24 protein-coding genes, 2 tRNA genes and 1 pseudogene are annotated in these 20,066 nt (G+C 42.4%); 3 read left to right on the top strand and 24 right to left on the bottom strand.

Going from position 1 to position 20,066, the window contains the following annotated elements:
• Nucleotides 1-123: 123 nt before the first annotated feature.
• From rpsG to rsgA, 9 genes are all read right to left on the bottom strand, one after another.
• Nucleotides 124-594 (bottom strand): 30S ribosomal protein S7, encoded by a 471-nt coding sequence (gene rpsG / locus AC6IZR_RS01830; protein WP_003003105.1) that lies wholly within the window; start codon nucleotides 592-594, stop codon nucleotides 124-126.
• Nucleotides 595-613: 19 nt separating this feature from the next.
• A complete protein-coding gene (rpsL, locus tag AC6IZR_RS01825) occupies nucleotides 614-1,027 on the bottom strand; it encodes a 30S ribosomal protein S12 (RefSeq protein ID WP_001142332.1) in 414 nt (137 codons plus the stop codon).
• A gap of 205 nt (nucleotides 1,028-1,232) precedes the next feature.
• Entirely contained in the window at nucleotides 1,233-1,769 is a 537-nt protein-coding gene (locus tag AC6IZR_RS01820) for a hypothetical protein (protein ID WP_462128353.1), read from the bottom strand.
• A 23-nt stretch (nucleotides 1,770-1,792) separates the two neighbouring features.
• The gene (purR, locus tag AC6IZR_RS01815) at nucleotides 1,793-2,608 is read right to left on the bottom strand and encodes a pur operon repressor (RefSeq protein ID WP_037599408.1); all 816 of its coding nucleotides are present in this window, start codon (nucleotides 2,606-2,608) and stop codon (nucleotides 1,793-1,795) included.
• Between the two features lie 135 nt (nucleotides 2,609-2,743).
• Nucleotides 2,744-3,688: a 3'-5' exoribonuclease YhaM family protein gene (locus AC6IZR_RS01810; protein ID WP_497848930.1), complete on the bottom strand. Its 945-nt coding sequence runs from the start codon at nucleotides 3,686-3,688 to the stop codon at nucleotides 2,744-2,746.
• Nucleotides 3,675-4,925 (bottom strand): DNA recombination protein RmuC, encoded by a 1,251-nt coding sequence (locus AC6IZR_RS01805; protein WP_003012406.1) that lies wholly within the window; start codon nucleotides 4,923-4,925, stop codon nucleotides 3,675-3,677. Before AC6IZR_RS01805 ends, AC6IZR_RS01810 begins: the two co-directional genes overlap by 14 nt.
• Before the next feature lies 1 nt (nucleotide 4,926).
• Nucleotides 4,927-5,559 carry a thiamine diphosphokinase gene (locus tag AC6IZR_RS01800; protein ID WP_497848665.1) on the bottom strand — a complete coding sequence of 211 codons (633 nt, stop codon included), beginning with the start codon at nucleotides 5,557-5,559 and terminating at the stop codon, nucleotides 4,927-4,929.
• Nucleotides 5,552-6,211 (bottom strand): ribulose-phosphate 3-epimerase, encoded by a 660-nt coding sequence (rpe, locus tag AC6IZR_RS01795; RefSeq protein ID WP_070594476.1) that lies wholly within the window; start codon nucleotides 6,209-6,211, stop codon nucleotides 5,552-5,554. The genes AC6IZR_RS01800 and rpe overlap by 8 nt, the downstream gene beginning before the upstream one ends.
• A 14-nt stretch (nucleotides 6,212-6,225) precedes the next feature.
• On the bottom strand, nucleotides 6,226-7,104 hold the full coding sequence (gene rsgA, locus AC6IZR_RS01790; protein ID WP_031573894.1) for a ribosome small subunit-dependent GTPase A: 879 nt from the start codon (nucleotides 7,102-7,104) through the stop codon (nucleotides 6,226-6,228).
• A 248-nt stretch (nucleotides 7,105-7,352) separates the two neighbouring features.
• Here rsgA and AC6IZR_RS01785 point away from each other — a divergent pair.
• Together AC6IZR_RS01785 and AC6IZR_RS01780 are read left to right on the top strand one after the other, a co-directional pair.
• Nucleotides 7,353-7,435: transfer RNA gene (locus tag AC6IZR_RS01785), tRNA-Leu, on the top strand.
• A gap of 4 nt (nucleotides 7,436-7,439) precedes the next feature.
• Nucleotides 7,440-7,528, top strand: a tRNA-Ser gene (locus AC6IZR_RS01780).
• 294 nt (nucleotides 7,529-7,822) lie between these two features.
• Here the strand turns inward: AC6IZR_RS01780 and rsmA are convergent.
• The 10 genes from rsmA to AC6IZR_RS01730 form a co-directional block, all read right to left on the bottom strand.
• Nucleotides 7,823-8,698, bottom strand: a complete 876-nt coding sequence (gene rsmA / locus AC6IZR_RS01775; protein WP_497848664.1) for a 16S rRNA (adenine(1518)-N(6)/adenine(1519)-N(6))-dimethyltransferase RsmA — start codon at nucleotides 8,696-8,698, stop codon at nucleotides 7,823-7,825.
• 52 nt (nucleotides 8,699-8,750) lie between these two features.
• A complete protein-coding gene (rnmV, locus tag AC6IZR_RS01770; RefSeq protein WP_497848663.1) occupies nucleotides 8,751-9,335 on the bottom strand; it encodes a ribonuclease M5 in 585 nt (194 codons plus the stop codon).
• Nucleotides 9,307-10,077, bottom strand: coding sequence for a TatD family hydrolase (locus AC6IZR_RS01765; protein ID WP_497848662.1), 771 nt, complete (start codon nucleotides 10,075-10,077; stop codon nucleotides 9,307-9,309). Before AC6IZR_RS01765 ends, rnmV begins: the two co-directional genes overlap by 29 nt.
• Before the next feature lie 125 nt (nucleotides 10,078-10,202).
• Nucleotides 10,203-10,337: a 50S ribosomal protein L34 gene (gene rpmH, locus AC6IZR_RS01760; protein ID WP_003003086.1), complete on the bottom strand. Its 135-nt coding sequence runs from the start codon at nucleotides 10,335-10,337 to the stop codon at nucleotides 10,203-10,205.
• A gap of 147 nt (nucleotides 10,338-10,484) precedes the next feature.
• Entirely contained in the window at nucleotides 10,485-11,114 is a 630-nt protein-coding gene (locus AC6IZR_RS01755; protein ID WP_497848661.1) for an HI_0552 family protein, read from the bottom strand.
• 78 nt (nucleotides 11,115-11,192) lie between these two features.
• On the bottom strand, nucleotides 11,193-12,140 hold the full coding sequence (gene jag / locus AC6IZR_RS01750) for an RNA-binding cell elongation regulator Jag/EloR (RefSeq protein ID WP_031573879.1): 948 nt from the start codon (nucleotides 12,138-12,140) through the stop codon (nucleotides 11,193-11,195).
• Nucleotides 12,141-12,155: 15 nt separating this feature from the next.
• A complete protein-coding gene (locus AC6IZR_RS01745; protein WP_497848660.1) occupies nucleotides 12,156-12,971 on the bottom strand; it encodes a YidC/Oxa1 family membrane protein insertase in 816 nt (271 codons plus the stop codon).
• A 1-nt stretch (nucleotide 12,972) separates the two neighbouring features.
• A complete protein-coding gene (rnpA, locus tag AC6IZR_RS01740) occupies nucleotides 12,973-13,314 on the bottom strand; it encodes a ribonuclease P protein component (protein WP_003002960.1) in 342 nt (113 codons plus the stop codon).
• A 93-nt stretch (nucleotides 13,315-13,407) separates the two neighbouring features.
• On the bottom strand, nucleotides 13,408-14,070 hold the full coding sequence (locus tag AC6IZR_RS01735) for a CPBP family intramembrane glutamic endopeptidase (RefSeq protein WP_497848659.1): 663 nt from the start codon (nucleotides 14,068-14,070) through the stop codon (nucleotides 13,408-13,410).
• 86 nt (nucleotides 14,071-14,156) lie between these two features.
• A complete protein-coding gene (locus AC6IZR_RS01730; RefSeq protein ID WP_497848658.1) occupies nucleotides 14,157-15,050 on the bottom strand; it encodes a TDT family transporter in 894 nt (297 codons plus the stop codon).
• Nucleotides 15,051-15,146: 96 nt separating this feature from the next.
• Between AC6IZR_RS01730 and AC6IZR_RS01725 the strand changes: the two are divergent.
• Nucleotides 15,147-15,642, top strand: a pseudogene (locus tag AC6IZR_RS01725) (transposase); the annotation flags it as partial.
• A 124-nt stretch (nucleotides 15,643-15,766) separates the two neighbouring features.
• Here the strand turns inward: AC6IZR_RS01725 and AC6IZR_RS01720 are convergent.
• The 5 genes from AC6IZR_RS01720 to gltX form a co-directional block, all read right to left on the bottom strand.
• Nucleotides 15,767-15,931: a hypothetical protein gene (locus tag AC6IZR_RS01720; protein ID WP_176745534.1), complete on the bottom strand. Its 165-nt coding sequence runs from the start codon at nucleotides 15,929-15,931 to the stop codon at nucleotides 15,767-15,769.
• A gap of 15 nt (nucleotides 15,932-15,946) precedes the next feature.
• Complete coding sequence (locus AC6IZR_RS01715) at nucleotides 15,947-16,336, bottom strand: hypothetical protein (protein WP_497848929.1); 390 nt, start codon at nucleotides 16,334-16,336, stop codon at nucleotides 15,947-15,949.
• Nucleotides 16,308-17,126, bottom strand: coding sequence for a glycosyltransferase (locus AC6IZR_RS01710; protein WP_497848657.1), 819 nt, complete (start codon nucleotides 17,124-17,126; stop codon nucleotides 16,308-16,310). Before AC6IZR_RS01710 ends, AC6IZR_RS01715 begins: the two co-directional genes overlap by 29 nt.
• Before the next feature lie 17 nt (nucleotides 17,127-17,143).
• Nucleotides 17,144-18,022 (bottom strand): glycosyltransferase family 2 protein, encoded by an 879-nt coding sequence (locus AC6IZR_RS01705; protein ID WP_497848656.1) that lies wholly within the window; start codon nucleotides 18,020-18,022, stop codon nucleotides 17,144-17,146.
• Between the two features lie 437 nt (nucleotides 18,023-18,459).
• Nucleotides 18,460-19,917 carry a glutamate--tRNA ligase gene (gltX, locus tag AC6IZR_RS01700; RefSeq protein ID WP_455238505.1) on the bottom strand — a complete coding sequence of 486 codons (1,458 nt, stop codon included), beginning with the start codon at nucleotides 19,915-19,917 and terminating at the stop codon, nucleotides 18,460-18,462.
• Nucleotides 19,918-20,066 lie beyond the last annotated feature (149 nt).

The raw sequence follows: 20,066 nt of genomic DNA, 5'->3' as shown, positions 1-20,066 counted from the left end.
AGTTAACTGATTTGAACCCGAGCGAGGCCCGGTGCAAAAAAGATAAACTGCTTTGTGTTCACGGAACACTGCATCAGTTTCCTATTTTTGTCTTGGGCCTTTGCCGCTCTTAGTATCATTTTATTACCAGCGGAAGTGTGCGAATGCACGGTTAGCTTCAGCCATACGGTGAGTATCTTCACGTTTCTTAACAGCTGCACCAGTGTTGTTCGCTGCATCCAAGATTTCTTTTGCAAGACGATCAACCATTGTGTGTTCACCACGTTGACGAGCGATTGTTACCAACCAACGAAGTCCAAGTGTTGTACGACGTTCTGGACGAACTTCAACTGGGACTTGGTAGTTAGAACCACCGACACGGCGAGCACGTACTTCAAGTACAGGCATGATGTTTTCCATAGCTGTTTCGAATACTTCAAGAGCATCGTTTCCAGTAGCTTCTTTAATTTGTTCGAAAGCTCCGTAAACGATTGAAGCAGCTGTACCACGTTTACCATCAAGCATAACGCGGTTGATAAGACGAGTAACTAATTGTGAATTGTAAAGCGGATCTGGCAATACATCGCGTTTAGGCGCACGGTTTTTACGACTCATTTCTCTTTATCCCCTTTCCTTATGCTTTTGGACGTTTAGTACCGTATTTAGAACGGCCTTGTTTACGATCGTTTACACCTGCAGTATCAAGTGCTCCACGGACGATATGGTAACGTACCCCTGGAAGGTCTTTTACACGTCCACCACGAAGAAGAACCACGCTGTGTTCTTGCAAGTTGTGTCCGATACCTGGGATATAAGCAGTAACTTCGATCAAGTTGCTCAAACGTACACGGGCAAATTTACGAAGGGCAGAGTTAGGTTTTTTAGGTGTCATTGTTCCAACACGAGTTGCAACACCACGTTTTTGTGGTGAAGAAACGTTTGTTTGAACTTTTTTATGACTGTTGTAACCAACGTTCAAAGCTGGTGATTTAGATTTTTCTACTTTTGATTTACGCGGTTTGCGAACCAATTGGTTAATTGTAGGCATCTACATTCTCCTGTGAATTTTTTTATTTTTGGTGATGATACACTTGGTGACAGCTACCATCTGTGTGTACTTTTGCAACATTTGTCAGCACGTCCCTGTACACTCTTGAGAGACCAAAAGTAAAAAGTACCGTCTATTATTATAACATGACGGCACTTTGATTGCAAGATGTTTTTTTATTTTTTAAAGAAGTCGAAAAAGTTCATTATTGACCAGCTTCAGCAGGTACTTCTGCCCCTGCATCTGCAGCCGGAGCATACTGTTGTTGCTGTTGTGGTTGAACTGTCGCATTGGCTCCAGCTACTCCAGCGTTGGCATTAGCGTCTGTTTGAGTCTGCTGCGTTGCCACTGTGTCACTCTCATAGGTCAGTCCATAATAGTTAGCGATGTATTGGATACGGGCATCAAACGATTGCTTTTGAGTCGCATCTTTGACTTTCTTCACAGCAGCTTGGGCAGCGTTCACAGAATCTTGACTTGGCGTTGTTTCCATTTGAACGACTGCTTTTTCAGCAGCTTCTGTATTTTTCTTTTCTTCCTTCTTTTCTTTTTCTTCCTTTGTTTCCTTTTTCACTGGAAGGGAACCTGTTTTTCTAGCAGGTTGAATTTCTGTCGTTACCTGGGCAGCCGTATTCTTTTTAACGGTATACAAACCAGCTACCAAAATAAAGGATAGAGACAGAACTGTCACCAAGCGAATCCACAAAGGACTATTATCAAATCGATCTAAAATTCTTTTCACTTTTTGATCCTCCTTTGTTGCTCTTAATCAAAGATATTCCCAACTTCGACACTCAATTTATTTTCTTTTACATCGATGTTGGTCACGCGCAATAAGGATTTGTGTTCAAAGAATTCACGGTCGGTTGCAGCATTATCCGCAAAGACAGCTACTCCTGCTAATTCAGAATCAAATTCAGACAAGAGGCTGACCATCCCGTTAATCGTTCCGCCACCTTTAAGGAAGTCATCGACAATCAAGACCCGGCTTCCTGCTTTTAGGCTCCGTTTTGAAAGGAACATTTTCTCAATGCGATCCCCACTTGAGCCTGAAACATAGTTGACACTAACGGTTGACCCTTCTGTGATTTTCAAATCACGACGGACAATGACGAATGGAACATTCAAGACATTGGCCACTGCATTCGCTAAAGGAACTCCCTTGGTCGCTACAGTCATGACAGCATCAATTTTCTTATCTCGAAAGGCTTTGGCAATGATGCGGCCGATCCGATTCAAAATCTTTGGATTGCTCAAAAGATCAGACAGGTAAATGTAGCCACCAGGAAGGATACGATCACTTTCAGACAGTTGCTTGCAAAGATCTTCGACGATTTCTTTGGATTCTTGATCTGAGATAGACGGTGTAAAGATCACGCCTCCACCAGCTCCTGTGATGGTCTCAATATTTCCGATTTCCATCTCTTCAAACGCACGCTTAATGATCACGATATCTTCTGAGATTGAAGACTTGGCAGACTCATATTTTTCCGCAAACGTATTGAGGCTAGTCAATTCATAGGGATGGTTGATCAAGTAATTAGAAATCACGACCATCCGTTCACTTCTTCTTAATTTCATTTTCTCACCGTGTAGTTTTTTCTATCATTATACCATAAGAAGCGAAAAAAACGAACATTCTGATTTACAGAAGGCCGTTTTTTCCTGATTATTTCATTTTTGGCAGAATCATTCCCGTATTTATCTCTGTTTTTACTAGTCGAGATTCGGTTTATAGAAGGAACGATTTTCCATAGCAAAGATTTTATTGGTCATTTCGCCAGGACCAATTAAGCCAAGTGCTGTTGTCATCATCATCATTTCCGCATCCAAATTATCGATCATATGAATAATCTCTGCTTCCATGATTTTTGGACGAACAGGACTACCGTATTCGAGCAAGCCATGGTGACTCAAGATCACATGGCGAAGGACGATGACTTCTTCTTTTTGGTCATCAATCTTCAAGTCTTGCAAGACCTTGGTGATTTCTTCATCGATCAGTGCAATGTGGCCGATGAGGTTGCCTCGAACAGTGTATTCTGTATTTTCAGGTCCCGTCAACTCGATCACTTTGGCCAAATCGTGTAACATAATCCCCGCAAAGAGCAAGCTCTTATTCAACTGAGGATAGATATCGCCGATACTATCTGCCAAGCGGACCATGGTTGCCGTATGATAAGCAAGGCCTGCTTCAAAGGCATGGTGGTTGGTCTTAGCAGCTGGATAGCTATAAAACTCTTTCTCATATTTCCCATAGAGGGCCCGGACAATCCGTTGCCAGACTGGATTTTCAATTTTGAAAATCATATTTGACAGGTATTCATGCAATTCCTTAGGATCTACTGGTGGTTTTTCCTTGAAGTCTGCTGGATTGTTAGGCTCTCCCGCTTGTGGCAAGCGCATGTTTAATTGGTTGACTTGCGGAGTATTATTGTAAACTTCTCGACGTCCAGACATATGGACCACGCGCCCAGCCATAAAACTCTCTACATTGTGGGGTTGGGCATCCCATAGTTTACCTTCGATTGTACCGGTCTCATCCTGGAAGATAAAGGCGAGGTAGTTTTTCCCGGCCCGCGTTTGACGCACTTCTGCTGACTTGATCAAATAGAATCCTTCGAACAATTCATCTTTTTTCATTTGGTTAATTTTGACCATCATCTTCTCCATCTTCTATATATACATCTAGTCCCAGCAGGTCCTCATCGCTTTCGATTTGGCGGAGTGTCCGCTCGATGGCACTGGTCCGTCTGGTTAGCAAATCATCAATATTATTGGAAGCATTCTTTAAATGGCGCTGAGTCTTGGCCAGAATCCCTCCAAACTTATGGAATTCTGATTTGACCGATCCCAACACCTTGCTAATGTCATCTGCACTCTTTTGGATGTTGAGCGTTTTAAAGCCAACAGACAAGGAGTTCAAGAGGGCTGATAGCGTACTTGGCCCAGCCACTAAAATTTGTTCGTCCCGACGCAAGCGGTCGAAGAATTCTGGATTGCGAACCACTTCGGAATAGAGGCCTTCAGTTGGCAAAAAGAGAATTCCGAAATTCGTTGTCGCTGGTGGAAAGAGGTATTTTTGTTGGATATCCTTAGCAAAACGCTTGATACTAGCAAGAAGGGCCTTGCGGTAACGCTCGATCTCCTCTTTCTCTCCTGATTCATAAGCTTCTTCCAGACGATAGTAGTCTTCCAGTGGGAATTTAGAGTCAATCGGCAGATAGACTGGCTCCTCTCCTTGTCCTGGAAGCTTAATAGCATACTCCACGCGCTCACTGGATTGAGGAACGGTGACAAACTCCCGCTCATACTGGGCTGGGGTCAAGATATCTTCAATGATTTGACCTAGCTGCAATTCGCCCATAATCCCACGCGTCTTGGTATTGGAGAGAACTTTATTAAGAGTTCCGACATCCCGCGCCACCGTCTGCATTTCTCCCAGCCCTTTGTTGACCGACTCCAATTGTTTTGAAACCGTCTCAAAGGAGGTCTGCAAGCGGTGCTGCAAGGTTTTCTCCAATTTTTCTTCTACCGTTTGGCGCATCTGTTCTAGCCGCACTTCATTGGACTCTTGGATCTGGCGCATGCGCTCATCTGTTTTGTCCCGATTTTTAGTAAAGTGCTCGTTCATCTCAGCGCGCAGAGCTGTCGTCTGCTGGTGGATCTCCACTCGCATCTCGGTTAAGCGATCTGTCAGGGCGATCTCTAACTGCTGATTGGCAATCTGGCTTGCTTGTCTTTCTTTTTCAAAACGATAGTCCAACTGGTCTGTCAAATGATCCTCGTGGTCTTCCAGCATCTCTCGTAAAGCCGGTCTTGTGTCATCTGACCGTTGCAAGAGATAGATGAGGAGACCCAGATTGAGCAGGCCAATCAGAAGCAGAATGATATTCATATTAACCTCTGTCTTTACTATAAACAATGACAAGATAGCCACGATCAAGACTCACTTGAATCAGTTGATCCAAAAATTCATTGGAGCCATACATGGCCTTCAAAAAATAATTCTCCTGATGGAGCGGATACTTGGCCCCTGTGATCTCTAGGTGGCCTTGTCCGACAGGCATAAAACCAACATAAGACATGGCTGGATCTGGCTGAATCTCATGGCAACCAGCTGTTCTGTAGATCAAGCAATTTTGACCGTCGACTAATTGGATTTGCTCCATGTAGGGAGCTAGGTCTGGATCGGTCGGCAAAAAGATATTGGACAAAAAGTGATCCAAACGACCGCCAAAAGCACCATAAACGGTGACTGCAGCCTCTGGATAGGCCTCAAAGACCGCTTTCAAGGCCAATTCCAAATCCGTATCGTTCTTTTCAGGGACGGATTGAACAACCTGCTTGGCTTGGGTTTGGATCTTGCGCAAATCGGTCTCAGAGACAGAATCGAAATCCCCCACAGCCATATCTAAAGGCAGACCTTGTTCCAGTAACTTCAAACAGCCTCCGTCAACGCCTACATAAACGTCATGATCTCTTGGCAAGAGCGTGCTGTCACCTCCTGCCAGTATTGCGATGTTACCCATTTACAGCATCTCGGAGCGTTTGAACGCGCTCATTGACATCTCCATTAAAGACATAAGAGCCTGCTACAAAAACATTGGCCCCGGCTTCTTTTGCTTGGGAAATACTTTGAGCATCAATTCCTCCATCGACTTCGATATCAAAGTCTAAGCCTTTTTCTTCACGAAGCGCGGCTAATTCGCGCACCTTGTCCATGGTTTCAGGCAAGAAGGCTTGGCCACCGAATCCTGGATTAACGGTCATGACCAAGACTTGATCCACCAAGTTCAAGACGTGTTTGATACTGTCTACAGGGGTCCCTGGATTAATCACAACACTCGCCTTCACACCCGCTTGACGAATTTTTTGAAGAGCTCCGTGGATATGAGGAGTTGCTTCTACGTGGATGCTGATGATGTCAGCACCTGCACGGGCAAATTCTTCGATATGGTGTTCAGGATTGGTGACCATCAAGTGGCAATCAAAGACCAACTTGCTATGTGGACGCATGCTCTCTACGACACCAGCTCCAAAGCTGATATTGGGCACAAAATGGCCATCCATGACATCAATATGGGCATAGTCAGCTCCTGCTGCTTCTAAGCGTTTCAATTCACTTTCAAAATTGGCATAATCGGCACTCAAAATTGAGGGTGCAATTTTCATTGTTTTCATCGTTGTAGTGTCTCCTATTTTGGCATTTTTTTCGAAACTTTTTTATAGGTTTCGCGACGGTTTTCAATCTCACTTAGAAATTGCAAGTAATCCTCATAACGGAAAGGCGCAATTTCCTCTCTTTCAACGGCTGGTTTCACTGCACAAGCGGGCTCATGCGTGTGGGTACAGGTACGAAATTTACAAGAGTGGCTCACATCGGCGATCTCTGGGAAGGCTTGATTTAAGTCTTCACTGGTCGTCACTTCATAATCAAGAGAGGAGAAGCCTGGCGTATCTGCGATCTTTCCTCCATTTAAATGGTAAAAGCTGACAGCTCGGGTCGTGTGTCGCCCGCGCCCCAGACTATCTGAAATCTCACCCGTTTCAAGCTCCAGATCCGGAGCGATTTTATTGAGCAAGGTCGATTTTCCTACACCAGTCTGTCCCATAAAGACCGTGGTTTGATTGGTCAAAAGGGGCAAGAGCTCCTCAATCGACAAGACAAAATCATAGCCAATAGCCTGGTAGATTCCTTGGTAGTAGTGGATGTCTTCCATATCTTCTAACAAGTCCAGTTTTGAAATATAGACAATGGGATGAATCCCCTTATGCTCCAAAAGAACTAGAAAACGATCTAAAAGATTGGCGTTGAAATCTGGCTCCTTAGCTGACATGATCACTACTGCCTGATCAATATTGACAATAGGAGGGCGCACGAGGCTATTTTTTCGAGGCGCAATGCTCAAGATGTAGCCTTCTGAATTCTCTTCAGCAGAGAACTCCACCTGATCCCCCACATAAGGAGTCTGTCCTTTTTTTCTAAAATTTCCACGAGCCCGTGTCTGGTAAATGTGACCATCTGACTCCACGTAGTAGAAGCCAGCCAAGGCCTTGACGATTGTTCCTTGCAAATCGTACTCCTTTGAGATTAATACTATCTATTATACCAAAAAATGAGAAATAAGGCTGGATTGCTTGATAAGAAAAAACGAAAAGTGAACCTCTCCGGACACTTTTAGAAACGAATAGGTTCGTTTTTTAAATGGATAGAAACAGAAGACGGAGTATCCGTTATGACTTGTCTTTTAGCAGAATTCGGGAAAGGGCACCTTCCTTTTTTTCCTTGGCATTTTTCCTAAAAAGTGTATAATAGAACTATGCGGAGGTGGTGGAACGGCAGACACGCATGCTTCAGGCGCATGTGCCCCTTCGGGCGTGAGGGTTCAAATCCCTTTCTCCGCATCTTGGAAAGGTGGCCCAGCTCGGTACGGCACCGGACTCGAAATCCGGCAAGTGGATTTTATTCACGCGCGGGTTCAAATCCCGTCCTTTCCTTACGATACAAATAAGCCATAGGTTATAACCTATGGCTTATTACTTATAAAACTTCTTTGAGACTTTCCTTAGGTGAGTACGGACGTTAGCGAACTTCTCCGAAGTTCCATAACTAATTTTTGAGCCTTAAGTCTCAAAAATTCCGAGAGCCTAAACTACCTTTTATTTAGGCTCTTTTCTCACAGCGGAAAGTCTCAATTTATAATCGATATCATTCGAAAACACGTGAAAAACATAGTGCTTCATAGTGTATTTAGAATTAAGAAAGAAGATTACGAACCTATGTCTTTTCTATTATTTGATCCCGGCTTCTAGAAGTCCGTCAGCTAGTCGGGCGAAGTCTTCTAAGCTAAGGGCTTCTCCTCGTACAGAAGGTTGCAGGCCTGCAGCTTGGATCCCTGCTTCCAATTTGGCTTTGATTTCTTCGGTCTTGCCAAAGCGACTGGTCAAGTTGTTCCAAAGCGTTTTGCGACGGTGGACAAAGCTAGCCTTGCTGACAGAGAAGAAGAAATCTTCATCCTTGACGGCTACTGCTGGTTCTGGGCGACGCACCATCTTGAGGATGGCAGAATCAACGTTTGGCGCTGGCACAAAGACGGTGCGAGGCACGATAAAGGCTACCTTAGCGGTCATATAGTATTGGACTGCAATGGACAAAGACCCGTAAGCCTTGGTATTAGGTTCGGCTGAAATGCGATCTGCCACCTCTTTTTGCATCATGACCACAAATTCTTGGAAAGGAATTTTAGACTCGATCAAGTGCATGAGGATGGGAGTCGTGATGTAATAAGGAAGGTTGGCCACTACCTTGATCGGAAGCTCTGGATTTTTAAACTCTGCGATATACTGGTTGAGGTCTACCTTGAGGATGTCTTGGTTGACAACCGTGACATTGTCAAAATCACGCAAGGTATCCGCCAAAATGGGAACCAAGCGGTCATCGATCTCAAAGGCCATGACTTCTGCCGCATTTTCCGCCAAGAACTCAGTCAAAGCTCCAATTCCGGGACCGATTTCGATGACATTGACTTGCTTATCAATCTCAGCCGTATCCACAATTTTTTGAAGGATGTTGGTATCGGTCAAGAAGTTCTGACCGAAGGATTTTTTAAAGGTAAAACCGTGACGCTCCAGCACTGCCTTGGTCACGCTATAATCTGCAATTTTCATTTTTTCTCTTTTCTAATCAGTTTAGGGGTAAAGGATCCCCTCTACTTCCGTCTTAATAACTGGCCATCGCCTCTTCGACTTGGGCCAAACAAATCCCAAACAACTCCAAGCGTTTGATCAATTGCTTGCCATTGCAGTAGCCGATGCGCAAGGCTTCGCCTAGATATTCCCGTCGTTTGCGACTATCGCTTCCCATCAACAGTCCAAGACGCATCAAGTCGATCTTTGTGATATCAAAGAAATTCTCATCTTCGTAAGACCCGACCAATCCAGCTAGGGCTTTTTCTAAGTCTTCAAAACTGGCATGCTCCACTCCTAAGGAACGCCCCTTGGTCTTGGATTTGGGGACTGCTTCACCACGATTTAAAAAGGCATGTTTGGCCTGGGGCACCTCTTGCATAATGATCTTGCGAATTCGCTCGCCATTATAGTCTGGATCGGTAAAGACAATGATCCCACGCAACTCTTGCAAGGTAGCAATTCGTTCCAAGTCATCTTGATCGATCGCAGAGCCTCGTGTTTCATAAGTATCCACCTCATAAAAACGACGGAGATTGGCTGTGTCGTCCTTGCCCTCCACGACAATCACTTCTGGTATTTTTCTTTTCTCAATCAAGGCCAAATACCTTTCTTGCATTGTCATAGGTTGCCTGAGCCACTTCTTCTGTTGTTAAGCCACGTAGACCTGCAATAAAATCTACCACATAACGTGTGTAGGCTGTTTTATTTTCCCGACCACGTTTGGGAACTGGCGCCAGGTAAGGGGCATCTGTTTCAACCAGAATCTTGTCTAACGGAAGGCCAGCTGCAGCTTCTTGGACATCTGTGGCTTTCTTAAAAGTGACCACTCCAGAAAAAGAGATCATCATTCCCAGATCCATGAAGCGTTTGGCTTCTTCTAAACTTCCTGAGAAAGAATGCATGATCCCACCGCGAGGCCCGACTCCTTCACTCTTGATGATGGCATAAGTGTCTTTGAGAGCATCACGCGTATGCACTACAAAAGGCAAGTCCAAGTCTTTAGACAATTGAATCTGACGACGAAAGACCTTTTCTTGAATGTCTTTTGGTGCTGTCATCCAGTGGTAATCCAGACCAATTTCTCCTAGGGCGACGACTTTGGGATGTTTCAACTGTTCAAGTAAATAGGCCTCCACTTCAGGACTATAATCGCCCGCCTCAGTGGGGTGCCAACCAAGCGTGAGATAGAGCTCTGGATGCTGGTCTGCCAAGGCTATTCCTCGCTCAATCGTCGGTTTGTCAAAACCAACGATATTGTGGGCTACAACACCCATTTCCTTGGCCAAGTCCAGCTCTTCTTGTTCTTTTCCTGCGAATTCTTCCACATTGAGATGGGTGTGGGTATCAAAAATCTGCATGATCTTCCTTTTCTTCCGAGTTTTTCTTCTTTCTATTATAGCAGAAAGCGCCTCTAAATTCACTTTCGGACAAAACAAAAACCAGTAGTCTCGAGTTTCTACTGGTTTTTAGTTTTTTATCTGAATTACGCAGCCAAAACTTTGCGTCCTTTACGACGACGAGCTGCCAATACGCGACGACCGTTTTTAGTTGCCATACGGTGACGGAAACCATGTTTGCGCGCACGACGAAGTTTACTTGGTTGATAAGTACGTTTCACGATGAATACCTCCTCATAGATTTTGTATTCGTTTAGCCGGCTAGTTGTGATCAGTTACTAAACATACTTTACTATTCTATCGGATTCAGCTCTATTTGTCAATAGCTATGACAAAATTGTTGCAAATACAGGTCGGAGAAAACCTTTCTACACCTGACGGGTTGCCAAGTAATAGGGTTCCAGAGCCACCAGTGCCTCTTGCAACTGATCCAAGATAGCTTCAAGAGAACCTTCCTTGACTAGAGAAACATCGTATTTGACGAGAACCTTACGAACCGCTCCTTCTGCTACTGCTTGTAACAGATCATGGCGATTCTTTTCTGTTCCCTCGATCCTTCGACTCTCTCCGTCTTCTTGAGCAAGATAATAGACTGGTTGAGAGATGGGAAGAGTGAGAACCTTGTGTTGCTTTGGAAGGCTCTGCTCATCTTTTTTTCGCTCGATAAAGCTCACCTCTAAGGAAACTCCAAAATCAGCTGCGTCTCCATAAAGTCTCAAGGCAAACATAGGCTCTGCCATCGTTCCTTCTCCTTTTAGATAGGCCCAAAAATGAGGACGCAAGACTTGAGCCTGGTTCATCCACTGGCTGGTCCGATCTTGCTCCAAATAGGGGTGAAGCTGCTGAAAGGCCGAGACTAAATCGGTGAATTCCTTACGAGCCGCTTGAGCTAGTGTACGATACTGCTCCATCTCTGGGGCTAGCACTCCTGCCTTTTCTGGTGACTGGTATTTGATTCCTTGAAGCTTTAAAAACTCTCGAATCGCTGCAAATGCCATTTGTTTCCTTTCTAAACCCAATAAAAAGAGAGAGAGAGGCTCAATCCCATCTCTCCCTCATGAGAAATAATCGCTAGATTATCCTTCGATGTCTACCACCACGTAACGATTTGGTTCTTCGCCTTCAGAGTAGCTGGTGACCCCTTCCATCTTAGAGACGATACGGTGAATGATTTTCCGTTCACTGTTTGACATTGGATCTGTCTGTTGGGCTTGCCCGTCTTCAAGGGCACGCGTTGCCAACTTCTGAGCATAGCTTTGAAGAACTTCCGCCCGGTGTTCTACATAGTCATTAACATTAATGGTAATGTAAAAATTCTTTGAGTAGCGGTTATAAAGATAGTTTTGTGCCAAGAGTTGAAGAGCCTTCAAGACTTTCCCATGGTAGCCGATGACACGTCCTGGCTCATTGGTATCAATTTGCATATTGACCGTACGGCGGTTGTGACTACTTGAGATGGTCGCATCCACATCCATTTCATCGATTACTGTTTGAACATAGGCTGTCACATCTGTGACGACTTCTTCGATATTGTAGTTTTCCTCTACTTCGATACCAAGGTTTGAGAAATCAGACTCATTTGATTCTTTTGCTACTGGTTCTTTGACTTTCTCAAGGATATGTTCATGCCCTTTTTCTTCAAGAACGGTGTCTGCTTCTTTGTCATGTTTGAGGATTTCTGTCTTGATTTCTTCAGAGACAACTTCTCCTTCTTCTTCGACCTTTTTGATCGCTGCAACGACGCGTCCGAGATCGACCGTTGCTTCGCTCACCGTCTTAACCGGCTCGTTTTGCGCATTGATCTCATCTGGGACACCTTTGACGGCTTTTTGATTGGCTTTCACAACCGTTGTTTCTGCAATCGGCTCAATCTCAACCTGGGCTGGTTTTTTCCCAAACAAGCCAAGAAAACCTTTCTTCTCACGCGCTACAACCGTAATGTGTGCCTTCATACGGGGAATATCTAAATCGTTCAGGCCTTTTTGAATGGCTTCTTCAACAGTTGCTCCAGTATATAGGACCATATGTCCACCTCTTTCTTATTTTTTCTTTTTCTGTGCTTTGTTTAGGGCACGGCGTTTTTGTTTTTCCATGTCTCGCGAAGCTTGCTCTTTTGCTTCACGCTCTGCGATAATCTTGAAGGGGTTGTTCAAGAGATAGGTTTGCCCGACTTGGTAAGCATTGGAAGTCACCCAGTATAGTGCGACCCCGCTGGCTGAGAACAAGGCAAAGAAGAAGATCATCACAGGCATCACATACATCATGGTTGTCGCACTACCATTGCGCTCTGGCATGGCTTTATTGGTCAACCAACTGCTGAAAAATGTGAAGAGTGCTGCAAGAACCGGCAAGATATAAGTCGGGTCGATCGCGCCAAGGTCCAACCAGAGGAAGTGAACGACTTTAAGGAATTCGACACGGCTCAGCGCTTGGAACAAGGCCATCAAGACCGGCATCTGGATTAAGAGAGGAAGGAAGGCTGAAGACGTTTTGACGCCTTTTTCCTTGTAAAGGGCCCGCATCTCTTCGGAAAGCTTGGTCCGGCTATCAAGATCCTTCCCAGGATACTTAGCTTGCAATTCCTTGAGGAGGGGTTGAATTTCCTGCATTTTGCGGGTTGAATTCATTTGATATTGGAAGAGAGGCAAGAGGACCGTCCGTATGACAATGGTAAAGACGATAATCCCTACACCGATACTTCCGCCAAAGGACAAGAAGCGGATGGCTTCTGCAAAGAAGTAGACGAAGCGTTCCCAACCACCTGTCGACTGAGCTGTCACTTGAGAGGTTCCACAAGCTGTCAAGACCAATAAGGCCGCTCCTAATAATCCAGTTAACTTCAGTTTCTTTTTCACATTATTCCCTTTCTTGGTAGACATGCGCTAATTTTAAGACATGTACAAGATTTTTCTCTACTTGATGAAAGTCGAGCTCCTCCACTCCTTTACGAGCAATGACAACAAAATCATCGGTCGTAAGGAAGGCTTGGTGTTTGATCAAAACATGGCGAATCAAACGTTTGATGCGATTTCTGGTCACAGCATTTCCCAGTTTCTTACTAACAGACAGGCCGACTCGAAAATGCGGTTGGTCTTTGCGCAAGCGGTAAACAACGAATTTCCGATTGGCAACATTTTGACCACTTTTAAAAATAGCATTAAAATCTTTGTCACGTTTGACGCGGTAGCTTTTTTTCAAACCTCAACTCCCTCTATTAAATTTATTCTATTATACCATATTTTCAAAAAAAACCAATCTCACTCAGGAAATCGGTTGCTACTTGAATACAGATTAAAGCAAAGGCAAGGTGTAGTAGAGATTGAGCAAGATATGAGCCAAAATAGGAGAAAGGAGCATCTTACTCCGATAATACAGGATCCCAAAAATCACACTCGGCAGGAGATAGATGATAGAAGCTCCCAGCGAAAAGGGAGTGTGGAGAAAATGTAGGCCACTGTAGATGAGGGCTGGAAGCCAAATCTCAGCATAGAGTTTCCAGCCTTTGAAGTAGGCATTCACCAAGGCTCCACGAAAGATCAGCTCTTCTGTCACCGGCCGGATGATAACCATTGCGATCACTAGGATAAGCACTCCTGTGGGGCTAATTTCCCGAGGAAAGAGACTCAAAACGGCTGCCCGTCCTTGAACAAAACCACTGATGAAGTAGTCCAACCAGTAGACCAAACAGGCTGCAAAAATGGCTTCCATCAGAGCTTGAAGAGGGTTTTTCCCCAGCTTAAACTGCGCTTTTTTAGAAAAACGATAGACCAAAAATCCTGCAAAGCTTGCATAGAGCCCTTCTAGGCCAAATAAGGTCCAATAATAGCTATTGGCGCTTGCTAGACTAGTGGAGACATACTGGGCCAAGGGGCGAAACTGAGGCCGGATATAAAAATAAAACAAGAGCAGAAAGAAGGGATAAAGCAGTGAGAGCTTTCCTTTGATGAATTTCATAGAGACCTTTCTTATAGAGTATGACAAATCGTATAGTGCATCTTACCATAATCGCGTCCAGGAATCAATCATAAGGATGCCTACCCTTACTCTTTAAGAAAAGCTACATAACCTCCTAAAACAGCGACTAAAATCAAGAGACAAAGAAGAGTTTCCATCCATACAAGAACTGACAAGAAAGGTAATTGCAACAAGCCTTGGGCCATTTTCAAAGAGGTCGCTGTGATGACCGTTGGAAAGGTCAGAGCTGAAAAAGCGGGTTGAAAACCTTCTTTGATCATTCTTGGCAGGCGCGTCAAAACAAAGAAATAAAACCCTTGCGAGGCCACCACCATGATCAGTAAGAACCAGGTAGGAAGGCTTGCTCCACCCACACGAACCAGGGCTGCTAAAAGAAGGGAAAATGGAGCACAATAGATGCCTTCTTGCCCTAGCAGATGATTGGGTAAGGGCTGCTTTTTCCCATCAAAATAAATGACTGGGTAGAGAAGAAAGGTCAAACCAAAACCAATCACTAAAGCGAGATAAGCAATCTCTCTGATTCCTACAACAGGGTAGGTCAAGGCTGCTACTGCAATGCCCACATAGAGAACGGTCCAACTCGGAGTGGCATTGGCTCTTGGACGCGCTAGGACATGGGTCTTGGTAAAATAAAGAATCAAGCAAAGATCCAAGAGAAAGGCTGACCACCAAACCAACTGAGATAGACCTCCAAAGGCGGGAAAGAGGCGAAAAAGATAGGTGGATAGAATCATCCCTGCCATGGGAAAGGTCGCCATCCCAGATAACAGGGCTGGCTGTTGGAGTTCTATCTTGGTTTCTTGCCAGCGAATCGCATGATAAACTAAAAAGAAAAACCAGAAGAACAAACCTGTCAGACTAAAGGCATGGGCAAGGAAGGGTAGCGAGTCTGCAAGAAGGTTTCCAGCGCCAACCAATCCTAACAGACAACCTGAAAATACTAAGGGAATCTTTTTCATCGGAAGCTCCAATCATTTTATCGCTTTCAGTATACCATAAAAGAGAAGGAAGCAGGATAAAATATAAATCGTATGCACATCCAAACCATAAATTAATTTAATAGAAAATCTCATAAATATAAGGCACTAAAACGTTACTGGAAACTCATTCAAGAGGATAACCGTAAAATAGGCGATAAACGTTTTTATCGCCCAACTTTTTAGATCACACTTTACTAATAAAGGGATTTTCGAAAAGCTCCTTGTATACTCTCAAGAATTTAGACAGTACTACGACCTCTATCAACTCTTACTTTTTCATTTTAAAGAGAAACAAACAGACCATTTCTTTGAGCTTATTGAAGAAACAATTTCTTGTGTAAATCCTATTTTTTAAACTGTTTTTAAGACCTTTTTGAAAGATCAGGACAAGATCAATAACGCACTGGTACTGCCCAACTCAAACGCAAAACTAAAGGCTACTAATAACCTCATTTAGATCTTCAAGCGCAATGCTTTTGGCTTCCGGAACTTTGAAAACTTCAAAACTAGAATCCTCATCGCTTTGAACATCAAAAAGGAAAGGACCAAGTTGGTCCTTTCCAGGTTATAACTTTTCATCAAGCCACTTCGGTTGACAAAAAGCATTTTTTCTTAAAATCTTGATAAACTTGACAATTAGGAGCAATAATTTTTCAAGGATTTTAACTACTAAATGGTCCAATAAATATTAGAAATTATAAGTATCTAAACAATGATAGCAAAACTGAAACCGTTACTAATATAACCACAATAATATAAAAAGTAGATTTTCTATTTTTCACCTCATCTGGTTTCTCATAACGTATTTTTTTGATGCGTTCCTGTATATCCTTATCTAATAGTTCATTTCTATCTGTCACAATTCTACTCCTTCATTAATCTACATTACTAACCAATACCTGTTTATAATCTATATAAGTCATCGGAAATAAGTCTGATCGCCAACACGAAACTGTCTGTGAATAATCATCTAAATTCAATAACCAATCAGATAATGTTTGAGGCTTACTATGATTAAAAATACCACTTTCATGATGAAAAATCGGTGAATGAACAGTATTATCGTATGCTAAAATAAGGAGACTTCGTTCAAAAGCTTGTCGAACTATTGATAGAACTTCATTTCCATGATTAATATCTAGATAAATATCACATTGTTCCAGTAAATCTAACATAGTTTTAGGAGACATATTAGGATAGAGGAGAACATTTTCTTTTTGACCAATATTTTGTAATTTATCCGACATACCCGTCAACGCACCAATATGGAAGGTATAAGCCGAAAGATTGTCCGTTAATGTTTCTATGCCTTCTATGTTTATAAGAACAGTACAATGATTGATATTCCTTATCCTTGTCATCCATCCATACCAAACCAAATCCTCCCTGCGACATCTCCATTAAGAGTTGTTCGTCTGGACGATAGTTAATTTTATGAACATTTTGAGGTAAGTCAACATTCTGCCATGTATAGATTTTTAAAGGAATATCATACTTCCACCCTTTCACAAAACTAAAACGTTCGGGATTCCCTGGAAAATGAATTTCTCTTTTTAAATCTGCAGGAAACATAGGCGCTTGTGTTGGATGGTCCCACATTCCTTGAACAACTGTTTTCGAAACATTCAATCCAAAGTCTCTCAACTTATCAATCATTTTTTGACTTGGAGCAACAACAACATCTGCTTTATTATAGTATGCTATTGTTCGATCCATTAGGTAAAAATTCCCTGAAAACATAAGAGGAACTACATCATGAATAAATAATACGATTTTAATATCGTATAATTTTAATTTATTCATTAGTTTTTCATCAAATTCTGTTGTATTCCAAGTTGGAGTTTGAAAAATGACAACATCTCCATGCCGTAATCCTGCTACAATACCATCCAAACGTTTACTCAATTCACTTTCAGAATCTGTGTGGATTTGATAACAATAAATTCCTAATTCACGATAACCAAGAGAAACAGCTACATCTGTAACTGTATTCTGACACAACTGTGCAGTACTTTGGGCAGACTGGCCATTGATATTTGTGATATAAACACGCATATTTTACCTCTTCTACTCTAGTTCTTTCGATATTTTTCTATCATATTTAATTGAAACTGAAGTTCTTTATATAACGCTACATTTCCATTAGTCAGCGAAATATTTTTTACCAAATTGCCACGCCAATCAAAAGCAGCTATTTCATTCTTAAGATCAAAACCTAACATAGATAATAGTGCAAGCCGCTCTAATACAGGCTCAACTGAAAATACCTCACTTTGTTCAGTAGTCTGAGTCAAGCTCTCACTATTAACACGATAAACCATAGTCGATCGGTGCATATATGCAATTTTATCTGCCGCTAAGTATAATTTCCAAGTCGTACGATCATCTTCACCAAATGGTCCTGTATAATATAATATGTTATCGAATAGAGATCGCTTATATAATTTCCCCCATGGGACTGTAAAACACAAACTTAAATTATGAGGTTTTCCATACTGATAAGTAAACCACTCTTGTGGGGTAAATATCTGCTCATAATAATCGTCATCAGTAATATGAATTTCATATCTATTATCGGATTCAATATAACGAGTAAAATTTGCGATTGATACATCACTATCTGTTCTCACTAATAAATCGTAAAGATCACTGATATGATTTGGATCAATCCAATCATCACTATCCAAAAACAGAATATACTGCCCTGTAACAAGTTCTAGAGCACTATTTCTTGTGGCACCAATTCCCTCGTTTATTCTTTTATGTAATGTTCTAATCCGAGAATCCTTCTCTTTCAATCGTTCAATTATTTCAGCTGTACGATCTGTCGAACCATCATTAACAATAATGATTTCTATATTATTATATATCTGGGTTCGCACGCTTTCAACACATTGTTCTAAATATTTTTCTGCATTGTATGCAGGTATTATCACACTTATTTTTTCCATAACTCCTCTAATCATTTGAACGATAAAATTTTTATTATACTTAATAATAACATTATTGTATACCTTTAAGCAATAGTCATCATACCTTTTCAACAACTTTATTTTAAAGTGTACTCTCTAGCTTATTCTTCAGAATTTCCTATTGCAATAATAATTTTATAGATTCTTTTTTTAAAAATGCACTATTAAACTTTCCACAATAAATCTCAGTTTCAATTAATGCCCAAACACCTCATCACGATCTTCTTAAACTTTATTCATTCCGTTAAGAATATTACACCTTGTTAACAATACTTAATATCATTTTATTATGACCATTTAATTCAACACCTCATAAGAATCGAATTCCACCCTTAGGTAATAATCAAAGTACAAATAGCACTGTTAATCTAGTAAGTAAAACAAAAAGCCCCATTTAATAGGGGATTTTCTGATAATTATCTGATTTTTTCCAACATACTTTCAATGTGTTGGATGGATTTCTCGCGTCCAAGCAAGTAGATGGTATCTGGCAATTCAGGACCATGCATCTCACCTGAAACGGCAATACGGATTGGCATAAAGAGATTCTTTCCTTTGATACCAGTTTCTTTTTGAACCGCTTTGATTTGTGGGAAGATATTTTCAGCCACAAACTCATCGTCTGACATGGCTTCAAGTTTTGCCTTGAAAGCTTCAAGGACAGTCGGAACGGTTTCACCAGCCATGACTTCTTTCTCTGCTTCTGTCAATTCTGGGAAGTCTGAGAAGAAGAGGTCTGTCAATGGAACGATTTCATCCACTGACTTCATTTGTGGTTTGTAGAGTTCCACCAATTTCTCAGCCTTGTCTGTCAAACGTCCTGCTTCTTCGAGGAATGGTTTGGCCATTTCAAAGATAGTCTCAAGATCCGCATTCTTGATGTACTCATTGCTCATCCAGTCCATTTTCTTTTGGTCGAAAGCAGCTGGAGACTTGCTGAGACGATTTTCATCAAAGAGCTTGATAAGTTCTTCGCGAGAGAAGATTTCGTCTTCCCCACCAGGGTTCCAACCAAGAAGGGCGATAAAGTTAAAGACTGCTTCTGGAAGGTAACCTTTCTTCCGGTAATCTTCGATGAACTGAAGGGTATTGGTATCCCGTTTAGACAACTTCTTACCAGTTTCAGAGTTGATGATCAAGGTCATGTGACCGAACTCTGGCGCTTCCCATCCAAGCGCTTCATAGACCATGAGTTGTTTTGGAGTGTTGGCGATGTGGTCATCTCCACGGATAACGTGAGAGATTTGCATATCGTGGTCATCGATCACAACGGCAAAGTTATAAGTTGGATAGCCATCCTTCTTTTGGATGACCCAGTCCCCACCGATATTGCCACCTTCAAATTCGATATCGCCTTTGACCATGTCATGCCATTTGTAGATACCTGACTCATTCACTGCCAAGCGAACCGTAGGAATAATTCCCGCTGCTTCACGTTCTGCGATATAAGCGGCTTTTTCTTCTTCGCTCATGCCAAGGTATTCATTGATATAGCGAGGTGTTTCACCCGCCGCTTCTTGGCGTTCACGTTCAGCTGCCAACTCTTCTTCTGTAACGTAAGATTTATAGGCTTTTCCTTCGGCCAAGAGTTGGTCAATGTATTTTTGATAGAGTTCCAAACGTTCAGACTGGCGGTAGTTTTCATGCGTCTCAGGACTTTCATCCCAGTCCATGCCCAACCAACGAAGGTTTTCGAGCTGTGAACGTTCTCCGTCTTCGACGTGACGTTTGCGGTCTGTATCCTCGATACGGATGATAAAGGTTCCACCATGGTGACGCGCATACAAGTAGTTAAACAATGCTGTACGAGCATTTCCGATGTGTAGTAGCCCTGTTGGACTTGGTGCATAACGCACACGAATATCTTTTGCCATATTTCTCTCCTCTTATCTTGTTCGCTATTTCTAGCTCATTTTTCAATCGTTCCTATTATACCACAAAGAAAGCAGGACTGAAATGAATAAGTGACCTTTCTAGCCTTTCTTCCTATATATATGAATATATATGAAAAAAGCCAGAACAA

The sequence above is a fragment of the Streptococcus mobilis genome (assembly GCF_059727625.1).
Note: the sequence above shows the minus strand (reverse complement) of the source record. Positions and strands in the feature narration are given on the sequence as shown.